Below are 24,513 nucleotides of genomic sequence, written 5' to 3'. Positions count from 1 at the left end.
TGATAGCCTTTTATCTTCTATAATGATTTTCTTTGGCGGGATACGGATAGACGCCCGCTCCGCCATTGCCTTCAGCACATAGAATGTAAAGACAAGAAGAAAGGCTTATAACTCTTATTTTGTCCCAAAAGACATAGCCCCATATCCTTATATTATAACATTGTTTGAGTTGCTTGTCCTGAAATTTCAGCTGCCAATGCCTGACTCTATGAATATGAATTGGATGTTACTGCTCGTAATACTTTGAAGGAGGCAGGTCATGAAGATTCAGCGGGTGTCCAGTAAATGGGCCAAGACGAAAGTCATTTTACCAAACCGTCAGCTGGCTGTATACATTCCCGAAACACGAAAATACAGCCTGGAGGCGTTAGTAGAACTGCTTGGGATTTACGGAACGGTATATATTAAGCCAGATCGAGGGACTTTTGGCAGCGGGGTAATGAGGGCAGAACAGCGTACGGTTCATTTAAGCCCCAGTGACCGCCAACCAGGGAGCAGTGACCGCGCTTTAACCCATGGGATCGTGGAGAGTGAAGCAGTTGTTGAACAAAAGGTAATGTATATTCTGCGCTATGCAAAAGATGCAGAGGCCTTCTCCTCACCACAGGAGCTGCATGCAGCTTTGCTGCTGCGGATTAAAGGACGTACGTATTTGATTCAGCAGGGCATTGATCTGCTCTGTTATCAGGACCGGCCTTTTGATCTGCGGGTACTTACGCAAAAAAACCTTTCAGGGGCATGGGAAACCACGGGGATGCTGGGCAGAGTGGCTGCTCCACAAAAAGTTGTCACTAACTACCACAGTGGGGGCAGCATTTATACCGTTCGCAATCTGCTAAAAACGCATATGATTCCAGATGAAATGAACGCGGCCATCCAGCAGTTGAAATTAATGGGCGAAAAAATTGCCGCACAGCTGGAAACCGCCTATCCGGGTCTTAAAGAGATTGGACTTGATGTAGCTATAGATTCACATCATGATCTTTGGCTGCTGGAGGTTAACACGCTTCCATCCATAGTTATATTCGGCAGTTTTCAGAATAAGTCTATTTACCGCAAGATCCGCCGTTATGCCCGGGCTTACGGTAGATTAAAAAAAACCCGCCACACCTCAGTCCGTCGGCACAAACGGGCTAAAAGGCATTAAAAAAGAACCTCCGCTCTCTTATTTATCGCAAATAGAGAAAACGGAGGTTCCTTACAACAAACTGCCGTGTATTAAATATCCAGGTTGCGCACGGATTGTGCATGCTCCTGAATAAATTCCCGCCGCGGCTCAACATTGTCGCCCATCAGCGTATCAAAGATTCCGTCTGCGAGAATCGCATCCTCGATGGTGACCTGCAGCATCATACGGCTCTCAGGGTCCATAGTCGTATCCCACAGCTGTGCCGCATTCATTTCCCCAAGACCTTTATACCGTTGAACGTTGACTTTAACATTCTCGCCGAAGCTGGCAATAATCTCATCACGTTCCTTCTCGGTCTGAGCATAGCGGACGACCTTATTGCGCTCGATCTTAAACAGCGGCGGCTGGGCGATATAAATATAGCCCGCTTCGATAATCTTCCGCATGTAGCGGTAGAAGAAGGTCAGCAGCAGTGTTCTGATATGGGCACCGTCGACATCCGCATCGGTCATGATAACAACCTTATGGTAACGGGCTTTGGACAGATCGAAATCATCACTGATGCCGGTTCCCAGAGCGGTGATAATCGCCCGGATTTCGGCATTGGACAATATACGGTCAAGCCGCGCTTTTTCAACGTTCAGGATCTTGCCGCGCAGCGGCAGAATCGCCTGGAAATGACGGTCACGGCCCTGCTTGGCAGAACCGCCTGCGGAGTCCCCTTCGACAATGTACAGCTCGCTGATGGAGGCATCCTTGGAGGAGCAGTCAGCCAGCTTCCCCGGCAGGGCGCTTACTTCAAGTGCACTTTTGCGGCGGGTCAGTTCACGGGCCTTGCGGGCCGCTTCACGGGCACGGGAAGCCTGCATGGATTTCTCCAGCACACGCCGGGAAACCGCCGGGTTCTCTTCCAGGAACTCCTGCAGCTTCTCTCCGAATAGAGATTCTACAACACCACGGACTTCACTGTTGCCCAGCTTGGTCTTGGTTTGGCCTTCAAATTGCGGCTCAGGAATCTTGACGGAAATAATCGCAGTCAGCCCTTCACGCACATCATCACCGGTAAGGTTGGAGCTGCTGTCCTTAATGACTCCTGTTTTACGTGCATAGTCATTGATGATCCGGGTTAATGCGCTTTTGAAGCCGGATTCATGGGTCCCGCCCTCATGAGTATTAATATTATTGGCAAAAGAGTAGATGTTCTCTGTATAGGAATCGTTATACTGCAGAGCCACTTCCACCGCAATCATATCACGGGAACCTTCTACGTAGATTGGTTCTTCGTGCAGCGCTTCTTTTTCTCGTTCAGATATTTTACATACTCAACGATACCGCCCTCGTATTTGAAAACATTCGACACACCGGTGCGTTCATCCAGCAGCGAAAGCTCAATGCCCTTGTTAAGAAAGGCTAATTCGCGAATGCGTGTAAGCAATGTCGTATATTCAAACACTGTCGTTTCGGTGAAAATCTCTGGATCCGGAAGAAAGGTTGTGGTTGTCCCTGTCTCATCGGTATCCCCAACGATCTTGATATCATATTGCGGCGCACCGCGTCTATATTCCTGCTGGTAGATGTGGCCGTCACGCTTGACGTTCACCACAACCTTCTCGGACAAGGCATTTACGACGGATATCCCTACACCGTGCAAACCGCCTGATACTTTATATCCGCCGCCGCCGAATTTTCCCCCTGCATGCAGGACCGTCATGACGACTTCGAGCGTCGACTTCTTCAGCTTTACATTCTCGCCGACAGGGATACCCCGTCCATTATCTATTACTGTAACACTGTTATCCTCATGAATCTTCACTTGAATCCGGTCGCAATAGCCTGCCAGCGCCTCATCGATACTGTTATCGACAACCTCCCAGACCAAATGATGCAGACCTTTGGCGCTGGTAGAACCGATGTACATGCCGGGACGTTTCCGAACTGCCTCCAGCCCTTCCAGTACCTGAATCTGGCTCTCATCATATGTCGGTTGATTCATTGACATGCCTTCACCTACTTCTTTCAGATTATCTCTTGTAACTCACACAACGTTATATTTCCAACAAGATTTTGGCTCTTTTTTTGAGAGTGGAGGAGGAGATAGGGGAATAATATACAGTATTTTTGGTTACGACAATGGACTTCGCTTCCTCTTCACCGATTCGTTCCAGTTTCTTGTCCTGCTCGGAATGAACAATGAACTGCTTCGATACCTTGGAGGACTTCTCAATCGAGATATCAAAAATAGCGATTAACTCTGAGGATCGAATAATCTTTTCCCCGCCCAAATGAATATACATGATCTTCCTCCGCTCTTTAGATCTCCACTTTGCCGTCATGCACATGATATAGGCTTGCGCCTTTTAATCTATCGGCACTCAGACTTTCAATCCCGGTGGCGGTAATAAAAGTCTGTACCTTGCTTTGAAAGGTTTCGATAAGCTGGGTCTGACGGTAGGGATCAAGTTCGGACAAAACATCATCAAGAAGCAGCACAGGATATTCTCCGATCTCCTCATGGATCAGCTCGATTTCCGCCAGCTTGAGCGATAAAGCTGCCGTGCGTTGCTGCCCCTGGGAGCCGTAGACCTGAGCTTCTCTTCCGTTGATAAAAAAGGACAGGTCATCCCTATGGGGACCCGTCAGCGTCATGCCGCGCCTGATTTCCTGATCTCTCGTTTGTGATAACTTTAACATAAAATTGTCTAATAAGACAGCTTCATCTTCCATTTCTCGCTCACCAAAAGAAGGAACATACAATAGTTTCAGCTCTTCTCCGCCGTTTGTAATGCCACGATGAATGCTTTCTGCCCATATTTGCAGCTTCTTTATGAATTCTTTCCTTTTTTTGACGATTTTAACACCATGTTCTACAAGTTGGGCATCCCATATCTCCAAAAGCTCTTTGCCGGCAGCTTCTTTGCCCCATAACTGTTTTAGCAAATTGCCCCTTTGGAGCAGGACCTTCTGATATTGCTGCAGATGAAACAGATAGCTCGGCTGCACCTGGCCAATTTCCATATCGAGGAATCGACGTCTTATCCCAGGGGTCCCTTTGACAATCTCCAAATCCTCCGGAGCGAACATGACGACATTTAAAGAACCGACGAACTCGCTGAGCCTGCGCTGCTCCAGTCCATTGATTTTGGCTTTTTTGCCCTGGGCGGATAAGGTCAGCTCCAGCTTCAGATCACCGTATTTCCGCTCCACCTCAGCCACGATCTGTGCAGAGCCTGCGGGGGCATCGAAGGAAATAAGCTCCTTATCTTTGGAGGTGCGGTGGCTCTTAGTCATTGCCAGAACGAACAAAGCCTCCATAAGGTTGGTTTTGCCCTGGGCATTCTGACCGAGGATCAGATTCACATCGCCCAGGCTCTCCAGACGCAGCAGCCCGTAATTGCGGTAATACTGCAGACCGATATTTTTGACAAACACGAAGCTGAGCCTCCCCGAGTGTTATTCTTTTATTCCGCCGCCTTCAACCTCGAAAACGCCGTTATCCTGAACCTCTACTTTATCACCCGGGTACAGCTTTCTTCCACGGCGGTCTTCCTTTTCCCCGTTGACCTGCACATATCCTTCCTGCAGCAAGGCTTTGGCCATCCCGCCTGTGGATACACAATCGGAGAGCTTCAAAAACTGGTCGAGCTTAATATATTCACTGTGGATAAGTATTTTTTTCATGAATTTCGTCCTTTCAGCCACTTATCCACATGTGGATGGACAGCGGCATTAATTGGTTGTCCGGTATGGAAGAATAACGTACAGGCTGCGGCTTTCATCCAGCGGCTTCAGAATGATCGGGCTCATCATTCCGGTGAAAGCAATGACGAGCTGTTCACTTTCTACAACCTTGAGCACATCCAGCATATATTTCGAGTTGAAGGAGATTTTCAGTGGCTCGCCTTTAAAATCAATAACCTCCAGCTCTTCCCGGACCTTCCCAAGCTCTGAGGAGCTGGATGAAATCTCAACATCACCGTTTTCCAGCGTCTGCATGCGTACGATATTCGTTTTTTCTTCGCGCGACAGCAAATAAGCACGGTCAATCGATTCGCTGAGTTTTTTTGTATCCAAAGTTAGTTCTGTTTTGTAGGCGGTTGGAATAATCCTAGAAGTATCCGGATAAATCCCGTCCAGGATCCGTGTATAGAACAGAACCTTGTCGATTTTGAACAGCACCTGGTTATCGGCGACGACAATATCCACGAGCATATTCTGGTCCGGAATGATTTTACTCAATTCGTTCAGGGTTTTACCCGCAATAACCACATTGGCAAATTGGACACTTTCCGTGCCCTCCAGATGCGCAGCTCTTGTAGCCAGACGGTGGCGGTCAGTGGCCGTAAATTTGAATTCATTGTCACTGAGATTCCACAGAATCCCTGTCAGGATAGGGGTCGTCTCCTGGGTGGAGATGGAAAAGGCGGTTTGTTTGATCATATTTTTCAGCAAATCGCCCGGCAAAGAGACCGTATCATTCTCTTCGATGCTGGGCAGTACAGGGAATTCCTCGGGATCTAGGCCGACGATTTGAATCTCAGTGGAACCGGAAGAGATATAGGTTTGGAAGCCTTCCTTGACTTCCATGTGAATTTCTTTGGAGGGAAGCTTTTTGATGATCTCCACGAAAAACTTGGCTGGAAGCACAACACTTCCGGGCTGCTCGACTTTTACGATCGTCTGGCTGTCATCTTCTGCTGGAATAAAGGATTGGATGGAGATATCCGTATCGCTGGCAGTAAGGGTAACTCCCTGGTGGCTGACTTCGAACTTAATACCGGTCAGAATCGGGATGGTAGTTCTGCTGGAGATTGCCTTGGATACGTGACCTATCGATTCGTTGAGCTCATTTTTAAGAATGCTTATTTTCATGATTTCACTCCTAGCTGAAAAATTGGGAAACCGGTGTTGGTTTGTTCACTTCGAAACGCGGCTCTTAGATGATGAATTATTATAGTTATTTAATAGTATTAGTAGTAGGGGCCCGGTTTATGTGGATAACCCGGAAAACAGCATAAAATTAAGCCTACCCACATGTGTATAGATTGTGTATAGGCTCTTTGTTCCTCTTAGGAAGGATTTTTAATTTTCTCCGCAAGATTATTTACCACTTTGTACAACTCCTGGTCTACCTTTAATGACTGTGTAATCTTCTCATGGGCATGGATAACGGTTGTATGGTCCCGTCCTCCGAACGCCTCTCCAATCTTCGGCAGCGAATAATCCGTTAACTCGCGGGAGAGATACATGGCGATTTGCCGAGGAAAAGCTACAGCCTTGGTGCGTTTACGCGCCTTGAAGTCTTCCATGCGCAAATTGTAATATTCTCCGACTTTTTGCTGAATATCACCTATGGTAATCATCTTCGGCCGGCTGGAAGGAATAATGTCCTTAAGTGCCTCGGCGGCCAGATGGGTCGTTACATCCTGGTTGGTCAGGGAAGAGTAGGCAACTACCCGGATTAGAGCACCTTCCAGCTCACGGATGTTCGTATCGATCTGATTGGCAATGTACATCATTGCTTCATTCGGAATGTCGAGGTTCTCCGCTTTGGCTTTTTTGCGCAGAATGGCAATTCGCGTCTCCAGATCCGGCGGTTGAATATCGGTGATGAGTCCCCATTCAAACCGGGAGCGCAGCCGTTCTTCCAATGTGGGAATTTCCTTTGGGGACGGTCGCTCGAGATAATAATTTGCTTGCGCTCTTCATGCAAAGCGTTGAACGTATGGAAAAATTCCTCCTGTGTTGACTCCTTGCCGGCGAGGAATTGAATGTCGTCAATGAGCAATATGTCAACATTGCGGTACTTGTTGCGGAAGCTTTCACCGCGGTTGTCACGGATGGAGTTGATGAACTCATTCGTAAACTTCTCGGACGAGATGTAAATGACCTTATTGTTAGGGTTGTGCTCCAGCACATAATGTCCGATCGCATGCATCAAATGAGTTTTGCCTAATCCTACGCCACCGTATAAAAACAGAGGGTTATAAGCCTTTGCCGGCGCTTCTGCCACAGCCAGTGAGGCTGCATGCGCAAAACGGTTGCCGGAACCGATGACGAACGTATCGAAAGTGTACTTGGGATTGAGCAAATGGGTCTGAGCTTCTTCACGCGATACCGCTGGGGAAGGGGCCGTTTGCTGCACGACCGGCTCGGCCGGCTTATTCTCCTCAATCACAAACTTGACCTCAACTTGCTCTCCGGTCACTTCATAAACCGTAGCTCCTACCAATTTGGTATAACGACTTTCCAGCCATTCTACAGCAAAGGTTGTAGGCGCCGAGATAATTAGAGCCTGGGGGCTGAAGGTAAGCGCCTTCGTTGCTTTAAACCAGGTATCAAAGCTCGGCTTGCTTAATTTGGTTTGAATAATCGATAAAATTTGCTGCCATAATTCGGAAGTATGGCTGTCCACAGACTGTCACTCCTTTAAATCTTCCAAATGTGGCGTCAGCCATGAAGTGGAAATGTCGAAGAAAATGGGTTGTTGCGAAATCTTATCCCCAATAGGCAATATATAGAGACAAAAAAATATGGATAAATTTGAATTGTTCACAACTTTATCCACAGCTTGTTGATAATATAGAGAACAAACAAATCTATTCACATTCAAAAGTAATACCATCATAGCAAAACCACCCTTGTTTTTCAATGAGCAGGGCCAATTTATCCACAAATTCAATCACTTGTGTATAAATTTTAAGAACAACACTACATATTGTTGATAATTTGTTCACGATTCGACATATCTCTTCGAAGCTCGACTTTTTTTATACACAGGTTGTGCGCAGCTGTGAGTAGTTCATTTTAATTTTGGTCACAGGTGGATAACTGTAAAACGCTGTGGATTATTTTTTGGGGAATCAGGACTGTGGATAATCGCCATGAAAAGAGAGGACTTGCATGTGGGCGGACAAGGTTGACTTTTGCAGCGATTATGTGTTTAAATATATAAAGGTGTTTTCTGTGAGGATATGTCTCCATATTAAAATGATAATACTTGTAGATACTGTCCCTACTTCAAGGACGGCTTAGTCCGTTTCTGCTTATATGACAGTAATTATGATCCTGTAAGGGAGGTGCAATACATGAGACCGACGTTCAAACCGAATGTGAGCAAACGCAAGAAGGTACATGGTTTCCGCAAAAGAATGAGCACGAAAAACGGCCGTAAAGTGCTGGCAGCCCGCCGCTTGAAAGGCAGAAAAGTTTTGAGTGCGTAAGTTAGACCACTTAGGGACCACTGCGGTGGTCCTTTTTTAAATGCATAGGGAGACAATTTATCTGCACCTCAAATGAATTGCTTCCTTATATGATATGATTTGGCTCTGCAGAGGAATACGCCTAAGTCAGTGTTGGCTATACTTTGCGGGGCCTTTTAATATATGCATGTATAGGGGTGGCCTGCAAGAGGTATGCAGCAAGAGCTGTTTATGCCGGCTCCCCGATGACAATACTAATTAGAAGATAAAATTCCGGAGCGCTGAGAATCCGGTCTTTGAATAGGAGATACCCGTGCACAAAAGTTTACGATTACGAAACCGTGCCGACTTCAGCCGCGTATACCGCCATGGGAAGTCATTTGCCAATCATCAGTTTGTAGTGTATTGGTTCAACAAAAAAGAGGTAGAGCGGTTCCGGCTGGGGGTGTCGGTCAGCAAGAAGGTCGGGAATGCGGTTGTCCGCAACCGGATGAGACGGCTGGTAAAAGAGATCGTCAGGCACCATGAACCGGAAATTGCCGGGGGGCTTGATATGGTGTTCATCGTAAGAAAAGGAGCGCTCTCCAAGGATTATGCCGAGCTGGAGAAAAGCGTGCTGCATGTGCTTCGCAAAGCCAAGCTGCTCAAGGCTTCACGCACGTAATGGGGGCATAAGGGGCTTGTTTATTTGTATTCATAAATATGGTATGATTTACGGTGCAATGGAATGTTTAAGAGAGGGGTTTTGAAGTGTCTCTAATGAAGACTAGACGAGGAAAATGGTTTCTTCTCCTCGGTGTAATGGTATTGATGATTGCTGTTCTGTCGGGGTGCGCTCCGTCGTCAACCGTGACGCACACTACGGAGGATTTGAAGAATGGAGGCTTCTGGCAGAGTAACGTCGTTTATTATTTTGCCATTGCGCTGGATACATTCGCCGAATGGTTTAATGGACAGTATGGTTTCGCCGTCCTTGTAATGGTTATCATTGTCCGTACGCTTATCCTGCCGCTAACGATGAAACAGGTGAAGAGCTCGCGTGCAATGCAGGCCATTCAACCAGAACTCGAAAAAATCAAGAAAAAATATAAAGATACACCTGAAAAGGTGCAGCAGGAAACGATGCGCCTGTTCCAGGAGAACAAGGTTAACCCAATGGCCGGCTGTCTGCCGCTGATTGTGCAAATGCCGATTTTTATCGCGCTTTACAACTCGATTTATTATAACCCGTCTCTGCGAGAGCACTCGTTCCTATGGCTGCAACTCGGCAAGCCCGATCATCTGTTCATCCTGCCTCTCCTTGCAGCAGCCACCACCTTCCTGCAGACCCGGATGATGACCAAGATGAACCCCGTACAGCAGCAGGGGCCAATGCAGTTCATGATGATGGTGTATCCGGTTCTGATCTTCATCATGTCCTACAACTTCCCGTCAGCGCTTCCGCTGTACTGGTTCTATAGTAACCTCTATACCATTATTCAGAACTACTTCTTATACCGCAACAACGACAAGACCAAACTGGCTGTCGCCACTGCCGGTGCCGGTGCAGGTAGTGCCAAAGAAGTCAATCTGGTAAAAAGCAAGAACACTAACGCGCGCAAGGATGTTACTCCAGCTGCGAAAGGCAATAGCAGCAAAGGAAAGAAGGAGGCCAAAAAGTCAAAATGAGCAAAGTCGTCGCGACAGGGAAAACCATTGAAGAAGCTGTAGAACGGGGACTGAGCCAGCTTGGAGTTCACAAGGACCGGGTAACGGTCAACGTACTTGAACAGCCATCAAGAGGATTCCTGGGATTGATCGGTGCGAAAGGTGCCAAGGTGGAATTGACCTTGATTGCCGAAGCGGCACCGGCATCAGCGGCGAGTGCTCCGTCTCTGCCTCAGCAGTCAACAAGAGAGAGCAAACAGGAGGCTGCCGGCGGTGTACCGCGCCAAGATTCCGGACACCCGGTGGAGGAAGCTTACCAAGAGGCCGTTCATTTCATTGTGGATGTCGCCAAGAGCATGGGGCTCGAGGTGGAAGTGGAAATCGTTCATGCCAAGGAATCGACAGTTCTGCAGATAGCTGGTCCGGATCTGGGGCTGCTGATCGGCAGAAGAGGACAAACTCTTGATGCTCTGCAGTATCTGGCCAATATTGTGGCCAACCGTTATTCCGATAGTTTTATCCGTCTTGTGCTGGATGCGGAGAACTTCCGCGAACGCCGTAAGAAGACGCTGGAGGAGCTGGCTGACCGTCTGGCAGGGCGGGTTGTCCGCACCCGCAAAGAGGTTGTGCTGGAGCCGATGTCACCGCAGGAGCGGAAGATTATCCACTCCAGATTGCAGGATCACAAGCAAGTGAACACGCTAAGCAAGGGCGAAGAACCGAACCGCCGTGTCGTTATCACATTGAAGTAGAGAATATATGCCGCAATGACTCCTTGACCAATGTAAGGGGTCATTGTTTTTTTGAAATAAAGAATCTTTCAGACAAGCTGAAGCAGATAAAATTGAGGTGAATAGAGAATGCATAGTGACACCATTGCTGCCGTATCGACGGCATTAGGCGAGGGAGGAATTGCAATTATCCGGGTTAGCGGCCCGCAGGCCATAGCGGAGGTGGCTCCGCTGTTCCGCAGCAAGACACCGCTGACAGAAGTGGAATCGCATACCGTTCATTACGGGCATATCATTAGTCCCGGTGATGGAGAGCGAATGGAAGAAGTGCTGGTAACTGTAATGAAGGGGCCGCGTTCTTTTACTACCGAGGATGTAGTAGAAATTAGTGCCCATGGTGGAGTAATTTCGGTACGCAGGGTAATGGACTTGCTGTTGCAGCGCGATATTAGACTGGCGGAACCCGGAGAGTTCACAAAACGCGCATTTTTGGGTGGACGTATTGACCTTTCTCAAGCGGAGGCGGTAATTGATCTGATCCGTTCCAAATCGGACCGGGCTTTTTCGGTTGCCCTCAAGCAGGTTAGCGGCTCCTTATCCGACAGGATTCATAAGCTGCGCCATACCCTTATTGAAATGCTGGCTCATATCGAAGTGAATATTGATTACCCTGAGCATGATGTGGAATCCTTGACTGCCGAATTTATTAAAGACAAAAGCAGTGAGGTTATGGAGGGGATTAACCAACTGCTCAAAACAGCAAATGAAGGAAAAATACTGCGCGAAGGTATCACGACGGCCATCGTCGGCCGCCCCAATGTAGGCAAATCCTCTTTGCTCAATGCGCTTGCCCGTGACAACAAAGCGATTGTAACTGATATTCCCGGTACAACACGTGATGTTATAGAAGAGTACGTAACCATTAACAATATCCCGCTTAAACTGCTGGATACCGCCGGGATTCGCGAAACCATGGATGTGGTGGAGAAAATAGGAGTCGAACGCTCCAAAGCGGCGTTTAGCGATGCAGATCTGATTCTGCTCGTTCTGAACGCTGCTGATGAACTGCATGAGGATGAATTGGCATTAATGGAACAAATCCAAGGTAGACAAGCACTGGTAATCATGAATAAAATGGACTTACCTTCCCGGCTGGAGAAGGACAAGCTGCTCTCTTATTTCAGTGAATCGAGCATTGTTCCGATGTCTGTGCTGGAGGAGGAAGGTTTGGATAAGCTGGAGGAAGCCATTTCCGGACTCTTTTTTGGAGGCAAACTGGAATCGGGCGACCTGACTTATGTAAGCAACGTTAGACATATCGCTCTGCTCAAAAAAGCACACAAATCGCTGCAGGACGCCTATGAGGCTGCGGATATGCTTATTCCCATTGATATGATTCAGATTGATGTGCGTCTGGCATGGGAACAGCTCGGAGAGATTATTGGTGATACGGCTGCTGATTCACTGTTGGATCAAATTTTTTCGCAATTTTGTTTGGGGAAATAACTGCGCTTGCTAAAGTGCAGCTACTATAAATAGAAGACCTGGGAGGTATCACATATGAGTTATGATGGAGGCAGCTATGACGTAGTGGTCATTGGCGCAGGCCATGCCGGCTGCGAGGCAGCCCTTGCCGCAGCACGAATGGGCTGCCGTACGCTGATGATTACAATTAACCTGGATATGGTGGCCTTCATGCCTTGCAATCCGTCCATTGGCGGTCCTGCCAAAGGGCATGTAGTGCGCGAAATTGATGCATTGGGCGGCGAAATGGGCCGCAATATTGATAAAACCTTTATTCAGCTGCGGATGCTCAATACGGGCAAAGGCCCTGCTGTACATGCATTGCGTGCACAAGCTGACAAATTCCTGTATCAGCATGCGATGAAGGAAACGATGGAGAACACACCGAATCTGACCCTTCGTCAGGGAATGGTGGAAGAGCTGATTGTAGAGAATGGCAGATGTGCGGGTGTAATTACGAAGACAGGTACAGTGTACCACAGTAAAACGGTTATCCTGACAACAGGAACCTATTTGCGCGGCAAAGTAATCATGGGTGAGCTGACTTATGAGAGCGGCCCAAATAATCAGCAGCCTTCGGTGAGACTTTCCGAGAATCTGCGTGAGCTTGGTTTTGACCTTGTACGTTTTAAGACAGGCACACCGCCACGGGTGCATAAGGATACCATTGATTTCTCCAAGACCGAGATTCAGCCGGGGGACGAGAAACCGAAGTTCTTTTCTTTTGAAACCAAATCATCCGATAATGAACAGCTTCCCTGCTGGCTGACTTATACTTCCGAGGTTACCCATCAGATTATAAATGATAACCTGCACCGGGCTCCGATGTTCACAGGTATTATTGAAGGAACAGGTCCAAGGTATTGTCCTTCTATTGAAGATAAGGTGGTCCGTTTCAGCGATAAATCACAGCATCAGATATTCCTGGAGCCGGAAGGAAAAAACACTGCGGAATATTACGTCCAAGGGTTGTCCACCAGTCTTCCGGAAGATGTTCAATTAGCCATCCTACGCTCTATTCCGGGAATGGAAAAGGTTGAAATGATGCGCAATGGTTATGCTATTGAATATGATGCAATGGTTCCAACCCAGCTCTGGCCTTCACTGGAAACCAAACGTCTGCCCGGGCTGTTCACGGCTGGACAGATCAACGGTACCTCCGGTTATGAGGAAGCGGCAGGACAAGGGATAATCGCCGGGATTAATGCGGCACGCAAGGTTCAGGAGAAGGAGCCTGTTGTGCTTGACCGCTCGCAAGGGTACATTGGCGTACTGATTGATGATCTGGTTACCAAAGGAACCAATGAGCCATATCGTCTGCTGACTTCACGTGCGGAATACCGCTTACTGCTTCGCCATGACAATGCGGATCTGCGCTTGACACCTATTGGTTATGAAATCGGTCTGATTCCCGAAAAGCGTTATGAAGCTTTCCTGGATAAAAAAGAACGGGTAGAGCGTGAAATCATACGTCTCCAGGAAACAAAAGTTAAACCTGTGGAGGTTAATGCCGCACTTGCCGAATATGAATCTGCACCTATTGTGGATGGAAGCAACTTACTGACCCTAATGCGGCGTCCGGAAGTTGCCTATAGCTTTGTTGACCTTGTTTCTCCTTCTCCTGAAGGACTTGATGAGGAGATGAAGGAACAAGTGGAGATCCAGATTAAATATGCTGGTTACATCGAAAAACAGCTTCAGCATGTTGAGAAGCTGCAGAAGATGGAAAAAAAGAAGATTCCAGATGATATCAACTATAACGAGATTCACGGATTGGCAATGGAAGCACGGCAAAAACTGACCAAAATCGCGCCTATATCAATTGGCCAGGCATCGCGGATTGCCGGTGTAACACCGGCGGATATTTCCATTCTTCTTGTGCATTTGGAGCACTATAACCGTGTAACGGCAGCGAAAGGATAATCTATGGATAACACTGCAGTGCAGTTTACCGCTTTATTGCAAGCACAAGAAATCACATTATCACCAAAGCAGCTGGAGCAGTTCGAGCTATACTTTTCAGAGCTTGTTTCATGGAATGAAAAAATGAATCTGACAGGCATAACCGAACGCGAGCAGGTGTACATGAAACATTTTTACGATTCACTTTCCCTGACGTTCTTCATGAATATGGGGGAGGTCAACACACTGGCAGATATCGGCTCCGGTGCCGGATTTCCCGGAATTCCCTTAAAAATCTGTTTTCCGCATTTAAAGCTAACGATCGTGGATTCTCTCAGCAAACGTATTTCTTTTTTACAGCATGTATGTGACACGCTGCAATTAAAGAATGTGCAGTTAATCCATGGCAGGGCAGAGGATGTTGCACGCCAGTTCATTCACCGCGATGCTTATGACTTGGTTACAGCGCGTGCAGTTGCACGCCTGTCGCTGCTGAATGAATTTTGTCTTCCGTTCACACGTAAAGATGGCTTGTTTGCGGCGATGAAGGGCAATGATTCGTCGGAGGAGTTAACAGAGGCTAAGCGCAGCTTCAAAGAGTTGCGTGCCGAATTACAGAAGGTGGAGTCATTCACACTTCCTATTGAAGAGTCGGCAAGGCATATTGTTTTCATCCGTAAAACAGGGGCTACACCGGCAAAATATCCGCGCAAAGCAGGAACGCCTGCCAAAGCTCCACTGATCTGATGTTTCACGTGAAACATTTACCATTCATATCTGGTGTCTACAAAATCAAGCTTCCCATCCTTGGGGGCTTGTTTTTTTGTTTTTCCTCCTATATAAATTGAACTTGAAAATATTACAATTAGGGGAAAGTGGCGGAGGAGAAGTTTGGAACTGTAGGAGCGGTAGCGTCCGCCTTTGTCTACGGATTTCAACCGCGAACAGCGATATACATTCAAGAAATCTGTAGACAACAGCGGCCGGAAGTCCAAACATTCTCTGGAGTCACGATCCATCCCAAATAGAAAAATCACAAGTTCAATTTATATAGTTGGAATGTAAACAACAGAAAATGCAGGAAAAATAGGTCTCTTTGGAGAATAGGATTATGGACTAAAAAGTGATAGAATAATATAGTAAGACTTTTCATGTGAAGGTGATTGAAGCGCTGGAGAATCTCCAACATACCTGAAGGCGATACGGGTATCGCTGCTTCGGAAGCATATGCTCCTTTTGAGGACGGCATAGCCGTTTCTACTTGCTGTACGATAAGCTTTTCGCTAGGCAAGGTCAAGAAGATCGTACTATAACGAAATTAGGTGGTTATGAACGGAATGAAAGAACAATTCACCAAGCTTTTTGGATTTACCGAGCGGAGCAGCGGAGAAGAGGTCAAACAGATCCCGGTTCATGAGGTCATCAGCAGTCCATATCAGCCACGGACGATTTTTGATGACGAAAAGATAGACGAGTTATGTCAGACTATCAAAACTCATGGGGTTATTCAGCCAATAGTTGTTCGCGTGCGTGATTCCCTGTATGAGATTATTGCCGGGGAACGCCGCTGGCGGGCAGTTAAAAAGCTGGGCATGGAAACAATCCCGGCCATTGTTCGTGAGTTCAATGATTCCCAGGCTGCTTCTATTGCTCTAATCGAAAATTTGCAGCGTGAGGGTTTGACCTCAATCGAAGAGGCTATCGCTTATCAAAAATTAATCGATCTTCATCAGTTGACTCAAGAAAGCCTGGCACAGCGGCTTGGCAAAAGCCAATCAACGATTGCCAACAAAATTCGCTTGCTGCAGCTCCCTGAACAAGTGAAAACAGCATTGATGGAAAGACAAATCACGGAACGCCATGCGCGTTCACTGCTGTCGCTGGACAGTGTAGAAATGCAACTGAAGGTGCTGGGTGAAATCATTGCCAAAGGGCTGAATGTGAAACAAACAGAAGCCCGCATTGCCTTTTATAAAGAAGTTTCAAAGACTAAAAAGTCAAAACGGGTTTCCTACACGAAGGATGTTCGTCTCGCTCTTAATACAATTCGCCAATCCATTGATATGGTTACTGGTTCGGGAATGGAGATTAAAACCTCTGAAAATGACCGCGGCGACCATTACGAGATTGTTATTCAAATTCCAAAGAGATAAATGGTTTAAAAAGCTGAAGGCGGCCCTGAGGTGATTGGCCGCCTTTTCTGTGACCTGAACCGGCGCCTCTTGCCAAAAGATCAAACATGAAGCTAACCCTGTAAATTTGCCTATATTTCTCGTAAATTGATGCCACAATTCAACAGGCGATTGCGCCGTTACAACTCATGACCTACAAGATGATTCTTTCTAACAATTCGAGGTGAAATTAGTGTCCAAGATTATTGCCATAGCAAATCAAAAAGGTGGTGTCGGTAAAACAACGACCTCTGTCAACCTGGGTGCCGGAATGGCTACCTTAGGAAAAAGAGTGCTTCTGGTTGATATCGATCCACAAGGAAACACTACTAGCGGCGTTGGCATCAACAAAGCGGATGTAGCAAATTGCATTTATGATATTCTTATTAATGAAGCAAATCCACAGGAAACGATTTTGGAGACCCAAATCGAAGGACTTCATATTATTCCGGCAACGATTCAATTGGCAGGTGCAGAGATTGAATTGGTGTCCACCATTTCCAGAGAGCTGAAGCTAAAGAAAGCATTGAATGCGGTCAAGTCGAATTATGATTATATTATTATCGATTGTCCACCTTCATTGGGCATTCTTACCATTAATTCACTTACAGCCGCAGATTCCGTAATTATTCCAATTCAATGTGAGTATTACGCTCTGGAGGGTCTAAGTCAACTATTGAATACTGTGCGTCTGGTTCAGAAGAATCTCAATCCTCATCTGAAGATAGAGGGAGTTCTATTGACGATGCTGGATGCCAGAACGAATCTGGGGATTCAAGTTATCGAAGAAGTGAAAAAGTATTTTCAGGAGAAGGTCTATAGAACGATTATTCCTCGTAATGTGAGATTAAGTGAAGCTCCATCACATGGACAATCGATAATTACGTATGACAATCGCTCCAAAGGAGCGGAAGTGTACCTAGAGTTGGCAAAGGAAGTGATCTCTTATGAGTAAGCGTTTAGGGAAAGGTCTAGATGCATTAATACCATCCTTGTCAATCAACGAAGATGATAAGGTTGTGGAGATACCTTTAGGACAGTTGCGGGCGAACCCCTATCAACCGCGCAAGGATTTCAATGAGGACGCGATCCAAGAGTTGGCTGAATCGATAAGACAACATGGGGTGATCCAGCCGATCATCGTCCGGAGTGTTCTAAAGGGTTATGAAATTATCGCCGGTGAACGCAGATTCAGGGCATCGCAGTATTGTGGAAAAGCAACAATTCCTGCTGTTGTACGAAGTCTCAGCGATCAGCAGGTTATGGAAATCGCACTTATTGAGAACCTGCAGCGTGAAAATCTTAATGCGATGGAAATTGCAGTAGCTTATCAAGGGCTGATGGATCAATTTGCGCTTACCCAGGAAGAGCTTTCACTAAAGGTGGGAAAATCCAGATCGCATATTGCTAACTTTTTACGTCTGCTGTCCTTACCAGAAGAAGTGAAGGAATATGTTTCACGTGGAACAATTTCTATGGGGCATGCTAGAGCAATTGTAGCACTGAAAGATCCTGAAACGGTTAAACAACTGGCAGAGCAATGCGTGGAACAACAATGGAGTGTTAGAGAGCTGGAAGAGGTTGTGAAGAACCTTGACCGCAAACCGGCCGGAGCGATTAAAGCGAAAGTTGTGAAACGCGATCCATACATTGATAATGTGGAAGAACAATTGCGCGAGAGATTTAAGACGACAGTGAAAATAAAACAGGGCAAGGAAAAAGGGAAAATTGAATTGAACTATTACAGTGCCCAAGACCTGGAAAGGCTGTTGGAGTTATTGGGTAATTGATATGGATATCTTTGTCTGAAAAACATATCCTGAGATATCCCTTAAAACGGATATGGAGGGATATGTTTTTTTAAAATTATAAGGTAAGGGTGAGGAGATGGAGGAGCTCGTTTATTTAGATCATGCGGCAACATCATGGCCGAAACCGCCTGAAGTTGCCGCGGCCATGATGGATGCGTTGCAAAACTCCGGTGCAAATGCCGGACGTGGAAATCATTCGCTGGCGATTGGGGCAGGACGGGTGATGGTGAGAGCGCGGAATAAACTCGCTGAACTTTTTTCTGTCTCCAATGCCCAGGATATTGCCTTTACCCAAAACACCACAATGGGGCTAAATATGGCTATACAGGGTACACTTCAACCAGGGGATCACGTTATTACTACAATGACGGAACATAACTCCGTGCGCAGGCCTTTAGAATTTTTACGCCAGACGTTGGGCATTTCTATTGATTATGTGCAGGTGGACCCTGAAGGACAGGTGGACTTGCTTGAACTGCAGAGGACCTTTAGAGCTAACACCAAAATGATGATATGCAATCATAGCTCAAATCTGCTGGGGAGTATTCTGCCAATTGGGGAGATCGGTGATATTGCCCAAGCTAAGGGTGCCTTGTTTCTGGTGGACGCAGCTCAAAGCGCCGGTTCTTTAACCATTGATGTGAAAAAAATGAATATAGATTTGCTTGCTTTTCCTGGGCATAAAGGTCTGCTGGGCCCGCAGGGGACAGGAGGACTGTACATCGCGCCTGATCTGGATTTAACCCCGCTGATGCAGGGAGGAACCGGGAGCCAGTCGGAAAATAGCGGACAGCCCACTGTCCGTCCTGACCGTTATGAGGCTGGGACCCAAAACGGGGTGGGCATAGCGGGACTGCTGGCGGGTGTGACCAAAATAATGTCGCTCGGACCGGAAAATATTCACCGCCAAGAGTGGGAGTTAACTCAGAAATTGATGGAAGGACTGTCCGTTATTCCTGGAATCCGGCTGCTTGGGCCTAAAATGGGTTCAGAGCGGAGCGGGATCGTATCCTTCGTGGTTGAGGGGCAGGATTCGGCTGATATCGCCCACCGTCTGGACCGTAAATATAATATTGCGGTGCGGGCAGGCATGCATTGTACTCCGCTAGCCCATAAAGCCGCATATACATTAGAAAGTGGAGCCGTGAGAGCAAGTGTGGGCGTTACTTCGACAGAAGAGGATGTTGACCGGATGGTAGCTGCCATGCTGGAAATGTACGGCCGCACAAGTGTAAGATGAGATGCAGTGGAAAACTGGACTGTCCTTTGTTAAGAAAAGCAAAGCTTTATCAAATAGAAGATGGATGATATAGTGCGTCAAACAGGTGGGTTCTTATATCTATACAGAAGGATGGTTCAACCATGTCGGAGTTAAATGAAATTATTAGTGAGCAGCTGTCAATGTTTATCATGGGTTTTGCGCTGATCATCGTCGTGCTGGCAATTGTATTGATGATACAGGGAGCGAAGATCCGCAAAATGCGGCGGAAATATGAAGCTATGATGAACGGCAATGGAATTGAAGATCTGGAGAGTTTATTGATCGATCTCAAAAATCAGGGGGATATGCTGGAAGAAGTTCAACGCGAGCAAAAAACAATAATCGAGGCAGCACAGGTCAAACTCCGCGGCATGAAGTCAAAGGTTGCGTTGAAACGGTACAATGCTTTTGGAGAGCGGGGGAATGACCTGAGCTTCTCGCTTGCTATCATTGACGACAACCGCAGCGGTGTAGTCTTGACCAGTCTGCATAACCGCGAAAATTCGTATATCTACTCTAAACCGCTGGAGGGCGGGGAATCGCAGTACCCGCTGTCACCTGAGGAAAAAGAAGTTATCGCTCTCGCGTCGCAGCAGAACTAGCATGGAGATTCCATTGTTTCAAGGCGGAATAGAGACTGGAAGCAATGATATCCGACAATCGCATGACCAGACTTAACCTTGTATTCTGCAGGACGAAGTACTCCATAAACCCGCCGACATTTACAATTCCGGTGAGATGAATATCTCCGACAGGGGGAAGCTGCTTATTCACCCCGGCTCCGGGCCTCAGCGGACCATCAACTACCTGAATGCAGCCGACACTGGCGGAATGGCCCAGGCAGGCATCGATGCCGATGATGAATGGATTATTGTGTTTTTCGTGAATAAGGGTAAGGGTTTCTTCTAAATTCACAGCGTGCACAGGCTCGTCTAATGTCCCGTATAAATGAAATAGGGGGCTGTGGAAGCGGGCCAGTGCAGTCCCGACAAGGGGCCCGAGCGAATCGCCTGTTGAACGGTCTGTCCCCACACAGACGATAATGATGGGTGTGTCCGCATTGGTGCGGGAAAAATGAAACAGCAGCCGGTGCGTAATGGCGGAATAGATATTGGGATCAGCATGTGATATTTTTAAGCAAGACGGTTCCGGCAAAGGGACAGCTTTCGAAGAAGAATTCATATATGATCTTCCTTTCTAGGCGGAGCAGATGTAAAAATACCAGCAAGGTTAGCAATTGACCTATCAGCTTGATAGCCTGCTAATGTTCCTAGTATATGGATGAAAAATGTTTTTTATACTTCGCGGAAAAGAGATAGGACGATAAACCCAGAAGGAGACTTGCATATGGATGAGGAACTCCTGATTGCTTTTGACTCGACCCAGCAGGCGCTGCGCGCAGAGATGCTGCTTGAATATGCAGAGATCGAAATTGATATTTTTCCTACTCCGAAGGAGATTACGGCAGGGTGTGCAATGTCGATCCAATTCTTTCGCGGAGCCCTGGGAGAGGTCCGGAAGATTGTAGCAGAGCAGCATGTTGAAATCCGCGGAATATTTAGAGAGGTGGAAGAAGGCGGGTACGCATTAATTGGGGAAAAGGAGGGGTTAGATGAATAGGTGGATGCTTGAGACATTGACTGCCGGTGATGCGGTAAAAGAAGCGGTGCGGTTCAAGGATAGGGTATGGAACTGGGTAACAGATGCTGAAATGTGGGCGGATGTACTATTTGCAGGACTGCGTATTCTTTTAATCTTTATTTTGACCCGGATCATTATAAAAGTCGTATACAAGGTGATTGACCGTTCAATGGAAAAGGAGAGCCGCGGAAGACTATTGGGAGATAGCCGCAGATTCTCAACCGTTGGCGGGCTGCTGAAAAATGTGGTTACGTTCATTTGCAATTTTGTAATGATCATGCTGGTTCTTTCTGAGTTCCATTTCGATTTGGGACCATTATTAGCCGGAGCCGGTGTCGTCGGACTTGCCATCGGGTTTGGCGCGCAGAGTTTGGTCAAAGATGTCATTACAGGCTTTTTTATTATCTTTGAGGATCAGTTCGCAGTTGGCGATGTGATTCAGACCGGGACCTACAAAGGGACGGTAGAAATGATTGGCCTCAGAACGACGAGGCTGCTCAGCAGCACCGGTGAGGTGCATATTATCCCCAATGGCACCATTATCAACGTAACAAATTATTCGCTGGCCAATGCGCTCGCAGTTGTAGATGTTCCCGTAAAGATCGAACGGGGGCTGGAGGCTACGCTCGCTCTGATCGGAGAAGCGCTAAAGGGGATAGAAGAGCGGAACTCAAATGTCATAGCCTATCCGAATATTCTGGGGATTCAGTCGATGAGCACCTCGGAATATGTGATTCGTGTAGCGGCCAATTGTCTTCCGAATGCCAGGGATGCAGCAGAGCGGCAAATTCAGAGCGATATCAAGCGGGCATTGGAGAAACAGACGGCGCTGGAGGCGGCTAAGGCTGAGCAGGAGGCGCGTGAACAAGCGGAACAGGCTGAAAGGGCTGCGAGGGAAATGGAGGCCTTGGAGGCGCCGCAGAGCGGGCGCGAATCATCGGGGGTCAGACCTGACAGACAGGTTGCCGCCACGCATGAGGGTGAAAAGGGGGAGAAGTAATGGAACGGAAGATTTTTGGGCTTGGCGATATTGTTCTCATGAAAAAGCCGCATCCTTGCGGCACTAATGAAATGGAGATCATCCGGATGGGGATGGATATCCGGATTAAATGTACCGGCTGTCATCACAGTGTGCTCATTCCCCGGGCTAAGTTCGAGAAAAATATGAAAAAAGTGCTGCGTTCCGCCGAGGGTGAAAACCACGAATAATTAAACTTGCAAAAGTAAAACTGGCATGGTACAATAAATCTTGCTGCGGAGAGGTACCCAAGAGGCCCAAGGGGGCTGACTCGAAATCAGTTAGGCGTGTCACAGCGTGCGTGGGTTCGAATCCCACCCTCTCCGCCATTCAGTTCTACATACATTCACTTATGGATCCTTCGTTGAAATAACGGAGGATTTTTTTATTGTCTAGAAAATTATACAATGTCAAATTTAAAAAAAACAAAAGAGGGACCTTTTCGGGTCCCCCTTGAGAGGCAGTACATCAATGATGTTCGGATTTTATCTGTCTATAGCCGCTAAAGTGATGCAGGTTTTGCCAGGCTTAACCCTTTTTTAAGGGGCAGCCTTTACTCTCCCCGACTTACAATAGATGCTGATTCAGAATCCTTGTGATTGTGTTCGTCTACGACGTCCAACGGAACCACACCTCTCTTTTGTACTGCCTGGGAATAGTATGTGCCATGGTGCTTTTTTTATACATGCAGCGAAAAAAATTAATGAACCCGCGCCTTTTCAGCTTTTTTCCACTTGCGGTTTTTGTTAGTGGTTTCGGGAAAGGTATCACCCTTCTTCATTTCAATTCGTTTGGGGTTCTGAATTTGGGTGTGAAAGCTGCGTGCTTCGCCTACCTCCGTATAGATGCCCGGATTAGGGGCTTTGTCGCCTTTTTCGTATTCGGTTTGCTCGCCCATTGAACCATTCCTCCTTAACAAAAGTGAGTATTGCTGTGTTATTGTGTGCGTGCGGCACGCTCTTCATGTAACCAAAAAGTGCCCGTGAAGCCTTCTTCATAAATACTACTTGCACTCTTCTGGACAATTTGGTATATTACTTTGGTGCGAGTCTATGTTTGTGCTCGTTCCTTGCTCCTGACGTGATCAGGGGCCGCAGACCATAAGGAGGTGAAAATTATGCGCAAATATGAAGTCATGTACATTATTCGTCCTGACATTGAACAAGAAGCCGTTCAAGCAGCAGTCGAAAAATTCCAAGGCATCATCTCCAACGGCGGAGAAATTACGAAAGCACGAAGTGCAAGGTAAACGCCGTCTTGCGTATGAGATCAAGAAATTCCGTGATGGCGTTTATGTTCTGGTTAACTTCACTGCAGAACCTGCAGTAGTTACTGAATTGGAACGTATCATGAAGATTTCCGACGAAGTCATTCGTTATCTCATTACGAACGACGTTGCCTAAGATCTGAACAAGCTTTGTAGCGAATCGCTTATAAGGAGGGGACAGAATTGTTGAACCGTATCATTCTGATCGGCCGGTTGACCCGTGACCCGGAACTTCGTTATACTCCTGCTGGTGTTGCTGTAACGCAGTTTACGCTCGCCGTAGACCGCAACTTTACGGGCCAGAACGGTGAACGCGAAGCGGACTTCATCCCGGTGGTAACCTGGAGACAGCTGGCTGAGACCTGTGCCAATTACTTGCGCAAAGGACGTCTGACAGCGGTGGAAGGCCGCATCCAAGTACGGAATTACGAGAATAACGAAGGCAAACGTGTATACGTTACTGAAGTTATTGCCGATAATGTCCGTTTTCTGGAATCCTCGCAGAATCGTGAAGGCGGCAATGCGCCAAGTGGCGGGAATGTACCTGAAGAACCATCTTATGGTGGCGGCGGTAACAGTGGACGCGGAAATAACAATAATTTCTCGCGTAACAACAATAATCAAGATCCTTTTTCGGGCGATGGAAAACCGATCGATATATCGGACGATGATTTGCCATTTTAATTAGGAAAGGACTGAACTGACATGGCTTTCAAACAAAGAGAAGGCGGAGAAAACGACAAAAGACCGGCACGTCGTGGTGGACGCAACAAGCGCAAAAAAGTGTGCTACTTCACTGTGAACAAGATCACTCACATTGATTACAAAGACACTGAGCTTCTGAAGAAGTTCATCAGCGAACGCGGAAAGATCTTGCCGCGTCGTGTAACAGGTACAAGTGCAAAATACCAACGCGCTCTGACCATTGCTGTAAAACGCTCGCGTCAAATCGCGCTGCTGCCTTACACAACGGAATAGGACGTTTTACGAAGCAGCCGATCAATCGGCTGCTTTTTTACTTTTCAGAAAAAATCTGCAGTTTGCAGATCAGACATTTGACGCAGACAGCGGAATGTAGTAAATTACAGGTATCCTATAACTAAAGGGGAAATTTTGATGTTGGTGAGCGTTCTTAACTAAGCAATTTCATATCGTCTGACCCGTAAGCTGTACAGGGCCCGCTATATTCATAAAGCGGGTTGTGTTTGAGTA

General features: G+C 47.0%; 25 protein-coding genes, 1 tRNA gene and 3 pseudogenes. 21 read left to right on the top strand and 8 right to left on the bottom strand.

The window, feature by feature from the left end:
• The first annotated feature begins 259 nt into the window (after nt 1-259).
• A complete protein-coding gene (locus JI735_RS08675; RefSeq protein ID WP_051051512.1) occupies nt 260-1,147 on the top strand; it encodes a YheC/YheD family protein in 888 nt (295 codons plus the stop codon).
• 71 nt (nt 1,148-1,218) lie between these two features.
• Here JI735_RS08675 and gyrB read toward each other — a convergent pair.
• From gyrB to dnaA, 6 genes and pseudogenes are all read right to left on the bottom strand, one after another.
• A pseudogene (gene gyrB, locus JI735_RS08670) lies at nt 1,219-3,128 on the bottom strand (DNA topoisomerase (ATP-hydrolyzing) subunit B).
• 46 nt (nt 3,129-3,174) lie between these two features.
• A complete protein-coding gene (gene remB, locus JI735_RS08665) occupies nt 3,175-3,423 on the bottom strand; it encodes an extracellular matrix regulator RemB (RefSeq protein WP_020425573.1) in 249 nt (82 codons plus the stop codon).
• 16 nt (nt 3,424-3,439) lie between these two features.
• Nucleotides 3,440-4,558 carry a DNA replication/repair protein RecF gene (gene recF / locus JI735_RS08660; RefSeq protein WP_039833116.1) on the bottom strand — a complete coding sequence of 373 codons (1,119 nt, stop codon included), beginning with the start codon at nt 4,556-4,558 and terminating at the stop codon, nt 3,440-3,442.
• Between the two features lie 21 nt (nt 4,559-4,579).
• Nucleotides 4,580-4,807 carry a S4 domain-containing protein YaaA gene (gene yaaA, locus JI735_RS08655; protein WP_025706827.1) on the bottom strand — a complete coding sequence of 76 codons (228 nt, stop codon included), beginning with the start codon at nt 4,805-4,807 and terminating at the stop codon, nt 4,580-4,582.
• 48 nt (nt 4,808-4,855) lie between these two features.
• Nucleotides 4,856-5,998 carry a DNA polymerase III subunit beta gene (gene dnaN, locus JI735_RS08650; RefSeq protein WP_020425733.1) on the bottom strand — a complete coding sequence of 381 codons (1,143 nt, stop codon included), beginning with the start codon at nt 5,996-5,998 and terminating at the stop codon, nt 4,856-4,858.
• A 197-nt stretch (nt 5,999-6,195) separates the two neighbouring features.
• Nucleotides 6,196-7,541: pseudogene (dnaA, locus tag JI735_RS08645) on the bottom strand (chromosomal replication initiator protein DnaA).
• Between the two features lie 673 nt (nt 7,542-8,214).
• Between dnaA and rpmH the strand changes: the two are divergent.
• The 12 genes from rpmH (at nt 8,215) to JI735_RS08585 (ending at nt 19,977) form a co-directional block, all read left to right on the top strand.
• Nucleotides 8,215-8,349: a 50S ribosomal protein L34 gene (gene rpmH / locus JI735_RS08640; protein ID WP_019914530.1), complete on the top strand. Its 135-nt coding sequence runs from the start codon at nt 8,215-8,217 to the stop codon at nt 8,347-8,349.
• A 292-nt stretch (nt 8,350-8,641) separates the two neighbouring features.
• Nucleotides 8,642-8,992 carry a ribonuclease P protein component gene (rnpA, locus tag JI735_RS08635; protein WP_039833115.1) on the top strand — a complete coding sequence of 117 codons (351 nt, stop codon included), beginning with the start codon at nt 8,642-8,644 and terminating at the stop codon, nt 8,990-8,992.
• An 86-nt stretch (nt 8,993-9,078) separates the two neighbouring features.
• The gene (locus JI735_RS08630; RefSeq protein ID WP_039833114.1) at nt 9,079-9,996 is read left to right on the top strand and encodes a YidC/Oxa1 family membrane protein insertase; all 918 of its coding nucleotides are present in this window, start codon (nt 9,079-9,081) and stop codon (nt 9,994-9,996) included.
• Nucleotides 9,993-10,727 carry an RNA-binding cell elongation regulator Jag/EloR gene (gene jag / locus JI735_RS08625; protein WP_039833113.1) on the top strand — a complete coding sequence of 245 codons (735 nt, stop codon included), beginning with the start codon at nt 9,993-9,995 and terminating at the stop codon, nt 10,725-10,727. The genes JI735_RS08630 and jag overlap by 4 nt, the downstream gene beginning before the upstream one ends.
• Nucleotides 10,728-10,835: 108 nt before the next feature.
• Nucleotides 10,836-12,212, top strand: a complete 1,377-nt coding sequence (gene mnmE / locus JI735_RS08620; RefSeq protein ID WP_039833112.1) for a tRNA uridine-5-carboxymethylaminomethyl(34) synthesis GTPase MnmE — start codon at nt 10,836-10,838, stop codon at nt 12,210-12,212.
• A gap of 54 nt (nt 12,213-12,266) precedes the next feature.
• Complete coding sequence (gene mnmG, locus JI735_RS08615; RefSeq protein WP_039833111.1) at nt 12,267-14,153, top strand: tRNA uridine-5-carboxymethylaminomethyl(34) synthesis enzyme MnmG; 1,887 nt, start codon at nt 12,267-12,269, stop codon at nt 14,151-14,153.
• A 3-nt stretch (nt 14,154-14,156) separates the two neighbouring features.
• Nucleotides 14,157-14,879, top strand: a complete 723-nt coding sequence (gene rsmG / locus JI735_RS08610) for a 16S rRNA (guanine(527)-N(7))-methyltransferase RsmG (protein ID WP_039833110.1) — start codon at nt 14,157-14,159, stop codon at nt 14,877-14,879.
• A 590-nt stretch (nt 14,880-15,469) separates the two neighbouring features.
• Nucleotides 15,470-16,285: a nucleoid occlusion protein gene (gene noc, locus JI735_RS08605; RefSeq protein WP_020425725.1), complete on the top strand. Its 816-nt coding sequence runs from the start codon at nt 15,470-15,472 to the stop codon at nt 16,283-16,285.
• Between the two features lie 211 nt (nt 16,286-16,496).
• Nucleotides 16,497-17,258 carry a ParA family protein gene (locus JI735_RS08600; RefSeq protein WP_020425724.1) on the top strand — a complete coding sequence of 254 codons (762 nt, stop codon included), beginning with the start codon at nt 16,497-16,499 and terminating at the stop codon, nt 17,256-17,258.
• Nucleotides 17,251-18,093 carry a ParB/RepB/Spo0J family partition protein gene (locus JI735_RS08595; protein ID WP_020425723.1) on the top strand — a complete coding sequence of 281 codons (843 nt, stop codon included), beginning with the start codon at nt 17,251-17,253 and terminating at the stop codon, nt 18,091-18,093. The genes JI735_RS08600 and JI735_RS08595 overlap by 8 nt, the downstream gene beginning before the upstream one ends.
• Nucleotides 18,094-18,190: 97 nt before the next feature.
• Entirely contained in the window at nt 18,191-19,354 is a 1,164-nt protein-coding gene (locus JI735_RS08590; RefSeq protein WP_039832208.1) for an aminotransferase class V-fold PLP-dependent enzyme, read from the top strand.
• A 122-nt stretch (nt 19,355-19,476) separates the two neighbouring features.
• Nucleotides 19,477-19,977 (top strand): DUF4446 family protein, encoded by a 501-nt coding sequence (locus JI735_RS08585; RefSeq protein WP_039832207.1) that lies wholly within the window; start codon nt 19,477-19,479, stop codon nt 19,975-19,977.
• On the opposite strand, the gene yyaC is transcribed toward JI735_RS08585, so the two are convergent.
• A complete protein-coding gene (gene yyaC / locus JI735_RS08580; RefSeq protein ID WP_039832206.1) occupies nt 19,949-20,557 on the bottom strand; it encodes a spore protease YyaC in 609 nt (202 codons plus the stop codon). The two genes, JI735_RS08585 and yyaC, sit on opposite strands and share 29 nt — an antisense overlap.
• A 165-nt stretch (nt 20,558-20,722) precedes the next feature.
• Between yyaC and JI735_RS08575 the strand changes: the two genes are divergently transcribed.
• The 4 genes from JI735_RS08575 to JI735_RS08560 all read left to right on the top strand — a co-directional run bounded on the left by JI735_RS08575 (nt 20,723) and on the right by JI735_RS08560 (nt 22,363).
• Complete coding sequence (locus tag JI735_RS08575; protein WP_039832205.1) at nt 20,723-20,995, top strand: putative Se/S carrier protein; 273 nt, start codon at nt 20,723-20,725, stop codon at nt 20,993-20,995.
• The gene (locus JI735_RS08570; RefSeq protein WP_039832204.1) at nt 20,988-22,016 is read left to right on the top strand and encodes a mechanosensitive ion channel domain-containing protein; all 1,029 of its coding nucleotides are present in this window, start codon (nt 20,988-20,990) and stop codon (nt 22,014-22,016) included. The genes JI735_RS08575 and JI735_RS08570 overlap by 8 nt, the downstream gene beginning before the upstream one ends.
• Complete coding sequence (locus JI735_RS08565) at nt 22,016-22,225, top strand: DUF951 domain-containing protein (RefSeq protein ID WP_039832203.1); 210 nt, start codon at nt 22,016-22,018, stop codon at nt 22,223-22,225. The genes JI735_RS08570 and JI735_RS08565 overlap by 1 nt, the downstream gene beginning before the upstream one ends.
• 47 nt (nt 22,226-22,272) lie before the next feature.
• Nucleotides 22,273-22,363 (top strand) — tRNA-Ser (locus JI735_RS08560).
• Nucleotides 22,364-22,734: 371 nt separating this feature from the next.
• Here the strand turns inward: JI735_RS08560 and JI735_RS08555 are convergent.
• Nucleotides 22,735-22,932 carry a YjzC family protein gene (locus tag JI735_RS08555; protein ID WP_039832202.1) on the bottom strand — a complete coding sequence of 66 codons (198 nt, stop codon included), beginning with the start codon at nt 22,930-22,932 and terminating at the stop codon, nt 22,735-22,737.
• 219 nt (nt 22,933-23,151) lie between these two features.
• Here JI735_RS08555 and JI735_RS37230 point away from each other — a divergent pair.
• The 4 genes and pseudogenes from JI735_RS37230 to rpsR form a co-directional block, all read left to right on the top strand.
• A pseudogene (locus JI735_RS37230) lies at nt 23,152-23,217 on the top strand (30S ribosomal protein S6); the annotation flags it as partial.
• Nucleotides 23,192-23,437 (top strand): 30S ribosomal protein S6, encoded by a 246-nt coding sequence (gene rpsF / locus JI735_RS08550; protein WP_325175589.1) that lies wholly within the window; start codon nt 23,192-23,194, stop codon nt 23,435-23,437. The pseudogene JI735_RS37230 and the gene rpsF, both read left to right, overlap by 26 nt.
• Nucleotides 23,438-23,484: 47 nt before the next feature.
• Nucleotides 23,485-23,985, top strand: coding sequence for a single-stranded DNA-binding protein (gene ssb, locus JI735_RS08545; RefSeq protein ID WP_025706807.1), 501 nt, complete (start codon nt 23,485-23,487; stop codon nt 23,983-23,985).
• 21 nt (nt 23,986-24,006) lie between these two features.
• Nucleotides 24,007-24,279, top strand: a complete 273-nt coding sequence (gene rpsR / locus JI735_RS08540) for a 30S ribosomal protein S18 (protein ID WP_020425713.1) — start codon at nt 24,007-24,009, stop codon at nt 24,277-24,279.
• The last annotated feature ends 234 nt before the right edge of the window (nt 24,280-24,513 follow it).

This window comes from Paenibacillus sonchi (assembly GCF_016772475.1).
Lineage (GTDB): Bacteria > Bacillota > Bacilli > Paenibacillales > Paenibacillaceae > Paenibacillus_AQ > Paenibacillus_AQ sonchi.
The sequence above is the reverse complement of the archived record's forward strand: the minus strand, read 5'-3'. Positions and strand labels throughout refer to the sequence as shown.

Excerpts from the sequence above, each read along its gene's own strand:
- rpsR (WP_020425713.1), top strand. The coding sequence starts at position 24,007 with ATGGCTTTCAAACAAAGAGAAGGCGGAGAAAACGACAAAAGACCGGCA.
- JI735_RS08575 (WP_039832205.1), top strand. The coding sequence starts at position 20,723 with ATGGATGAGGAACTCCTGATTGCTTTTGACTCGACCCAGCAGGCGCTG.
- jag (WP_039833113.1), top strand. The coding sequence starts at position 9,993 with ATGAGCAAAGTCGTCGCGACAGGGAAAACCATTGAAGAAGCTGTAGAA.
- rpmH (WP_019914530.1), top strand. The coding sequence starts at position 8,215 with ATGAGACCGACGTTCAAACCGAATGTGAGCAAACGCAAGAAGGTACAT.
- JI735_RS08675 (WP_051051512.1), top strand. The coding sequence starts at position 260 with ATGAAGATTCAGCGGGTGTCCAGTAAATGGGCCAAGACGAAAGTCATT.
- JI735_RS08590 (WP_039832208.1), top strand. The coding sequence starts at position 18,191 with ATGGAGGAGCTCGTTTATTTAGATCATGCGGCAACATCATGGCCGAAA.
- noc (WP_020425725.1), top strand. The coding sequence starts at position 15,470 with ATGAAAGAACAATTCACCAAGCTTTTTGGATTTACCGAGCGGAGCAGC.
- JI735_RS08555 (WP_039832202.1), bottom strand. The coding sequence starts at position 22,932 with ATGGGCGAGCAAACCGAATACGAAAAAGGCGACAAAGCCCCTAATCCG.
- JI735_RS08565 (WP_039832203.1), top strand. The coding sequence starts at position 22,016 with ATGGAACGGAAGATTTTTGGGCTTGGCGATATTGTTCTCATGAAAAAG.
- mnmE (WP_039833112.1), top strand. The coding sequence starts at position 10,836 with ATGCATAGTGACACCATTGCTGCCGTATCGACGGCATTAGGCGAGGGA.
- JI735_RS08595 (WP_020425723.1), top strand. The coding sequence starts at position 17,251 with ATGAGTAAGCGTTTAGGGAAAGGTCTAGATGCATTAATACCATCCTTG.
- yyaC (WP_039832206.1), bottom strand. The coding sequence starts at position 20,557 with ATGAATTCTTCTTCGAAAGCTGTCCCTTTGCCGGAACCGTCTTGCTTA.
- mnmG (WP_039833111.1), top strand. The coding sequence starts at position 12,267 with ATGAGTTATGATGGAGGCAGCTATGACGTAGTGGTCATTGGCGCAGGC.
- yaaA (WP_025706827.1), bottom strand. The coding sequence starts at position 4,807 with ATGAAAAAAATACTTATCCACAGTGAATATATTAAGCTCGACCAGTTT.
- JI735_RS08585 (WP_039832207.1), top strand. The coding sequence starts at position 19,477 with ATGTCGGAGTTAAATGAAATTATTAGTGAGCAGCTGTCAATGTTTATC.
- remB (WP_020425573.1), bottom strand. The coding sequence starts at position 3,423 with ATGTATATTCATTTGGGCGGGGAAAAGATTATTCGATCCTCAGAGTTA.
- dnaN (WP_020425733.1), bottom strand. The coding sequence starts at position 5,998 with ATGAAAATAAGCATTCTTAAAAATGAGCTCAACGAATCGATAGGTCAC.
- JI735_RS08570 (WP_039832204.1), top strand. The coding sequence starts at position 20,988 with ATGAATAGGTGGATGCTTGAGACATTGACTGCCGGTGATGCGGTAAAA.
- rsmG (WP_039833110.1), top strand. The coding sequence starts at position 14,157 with ATGGATAACACTGCAGTGCAGTTTACCGCTTTATTGCAAGCACAAGAA.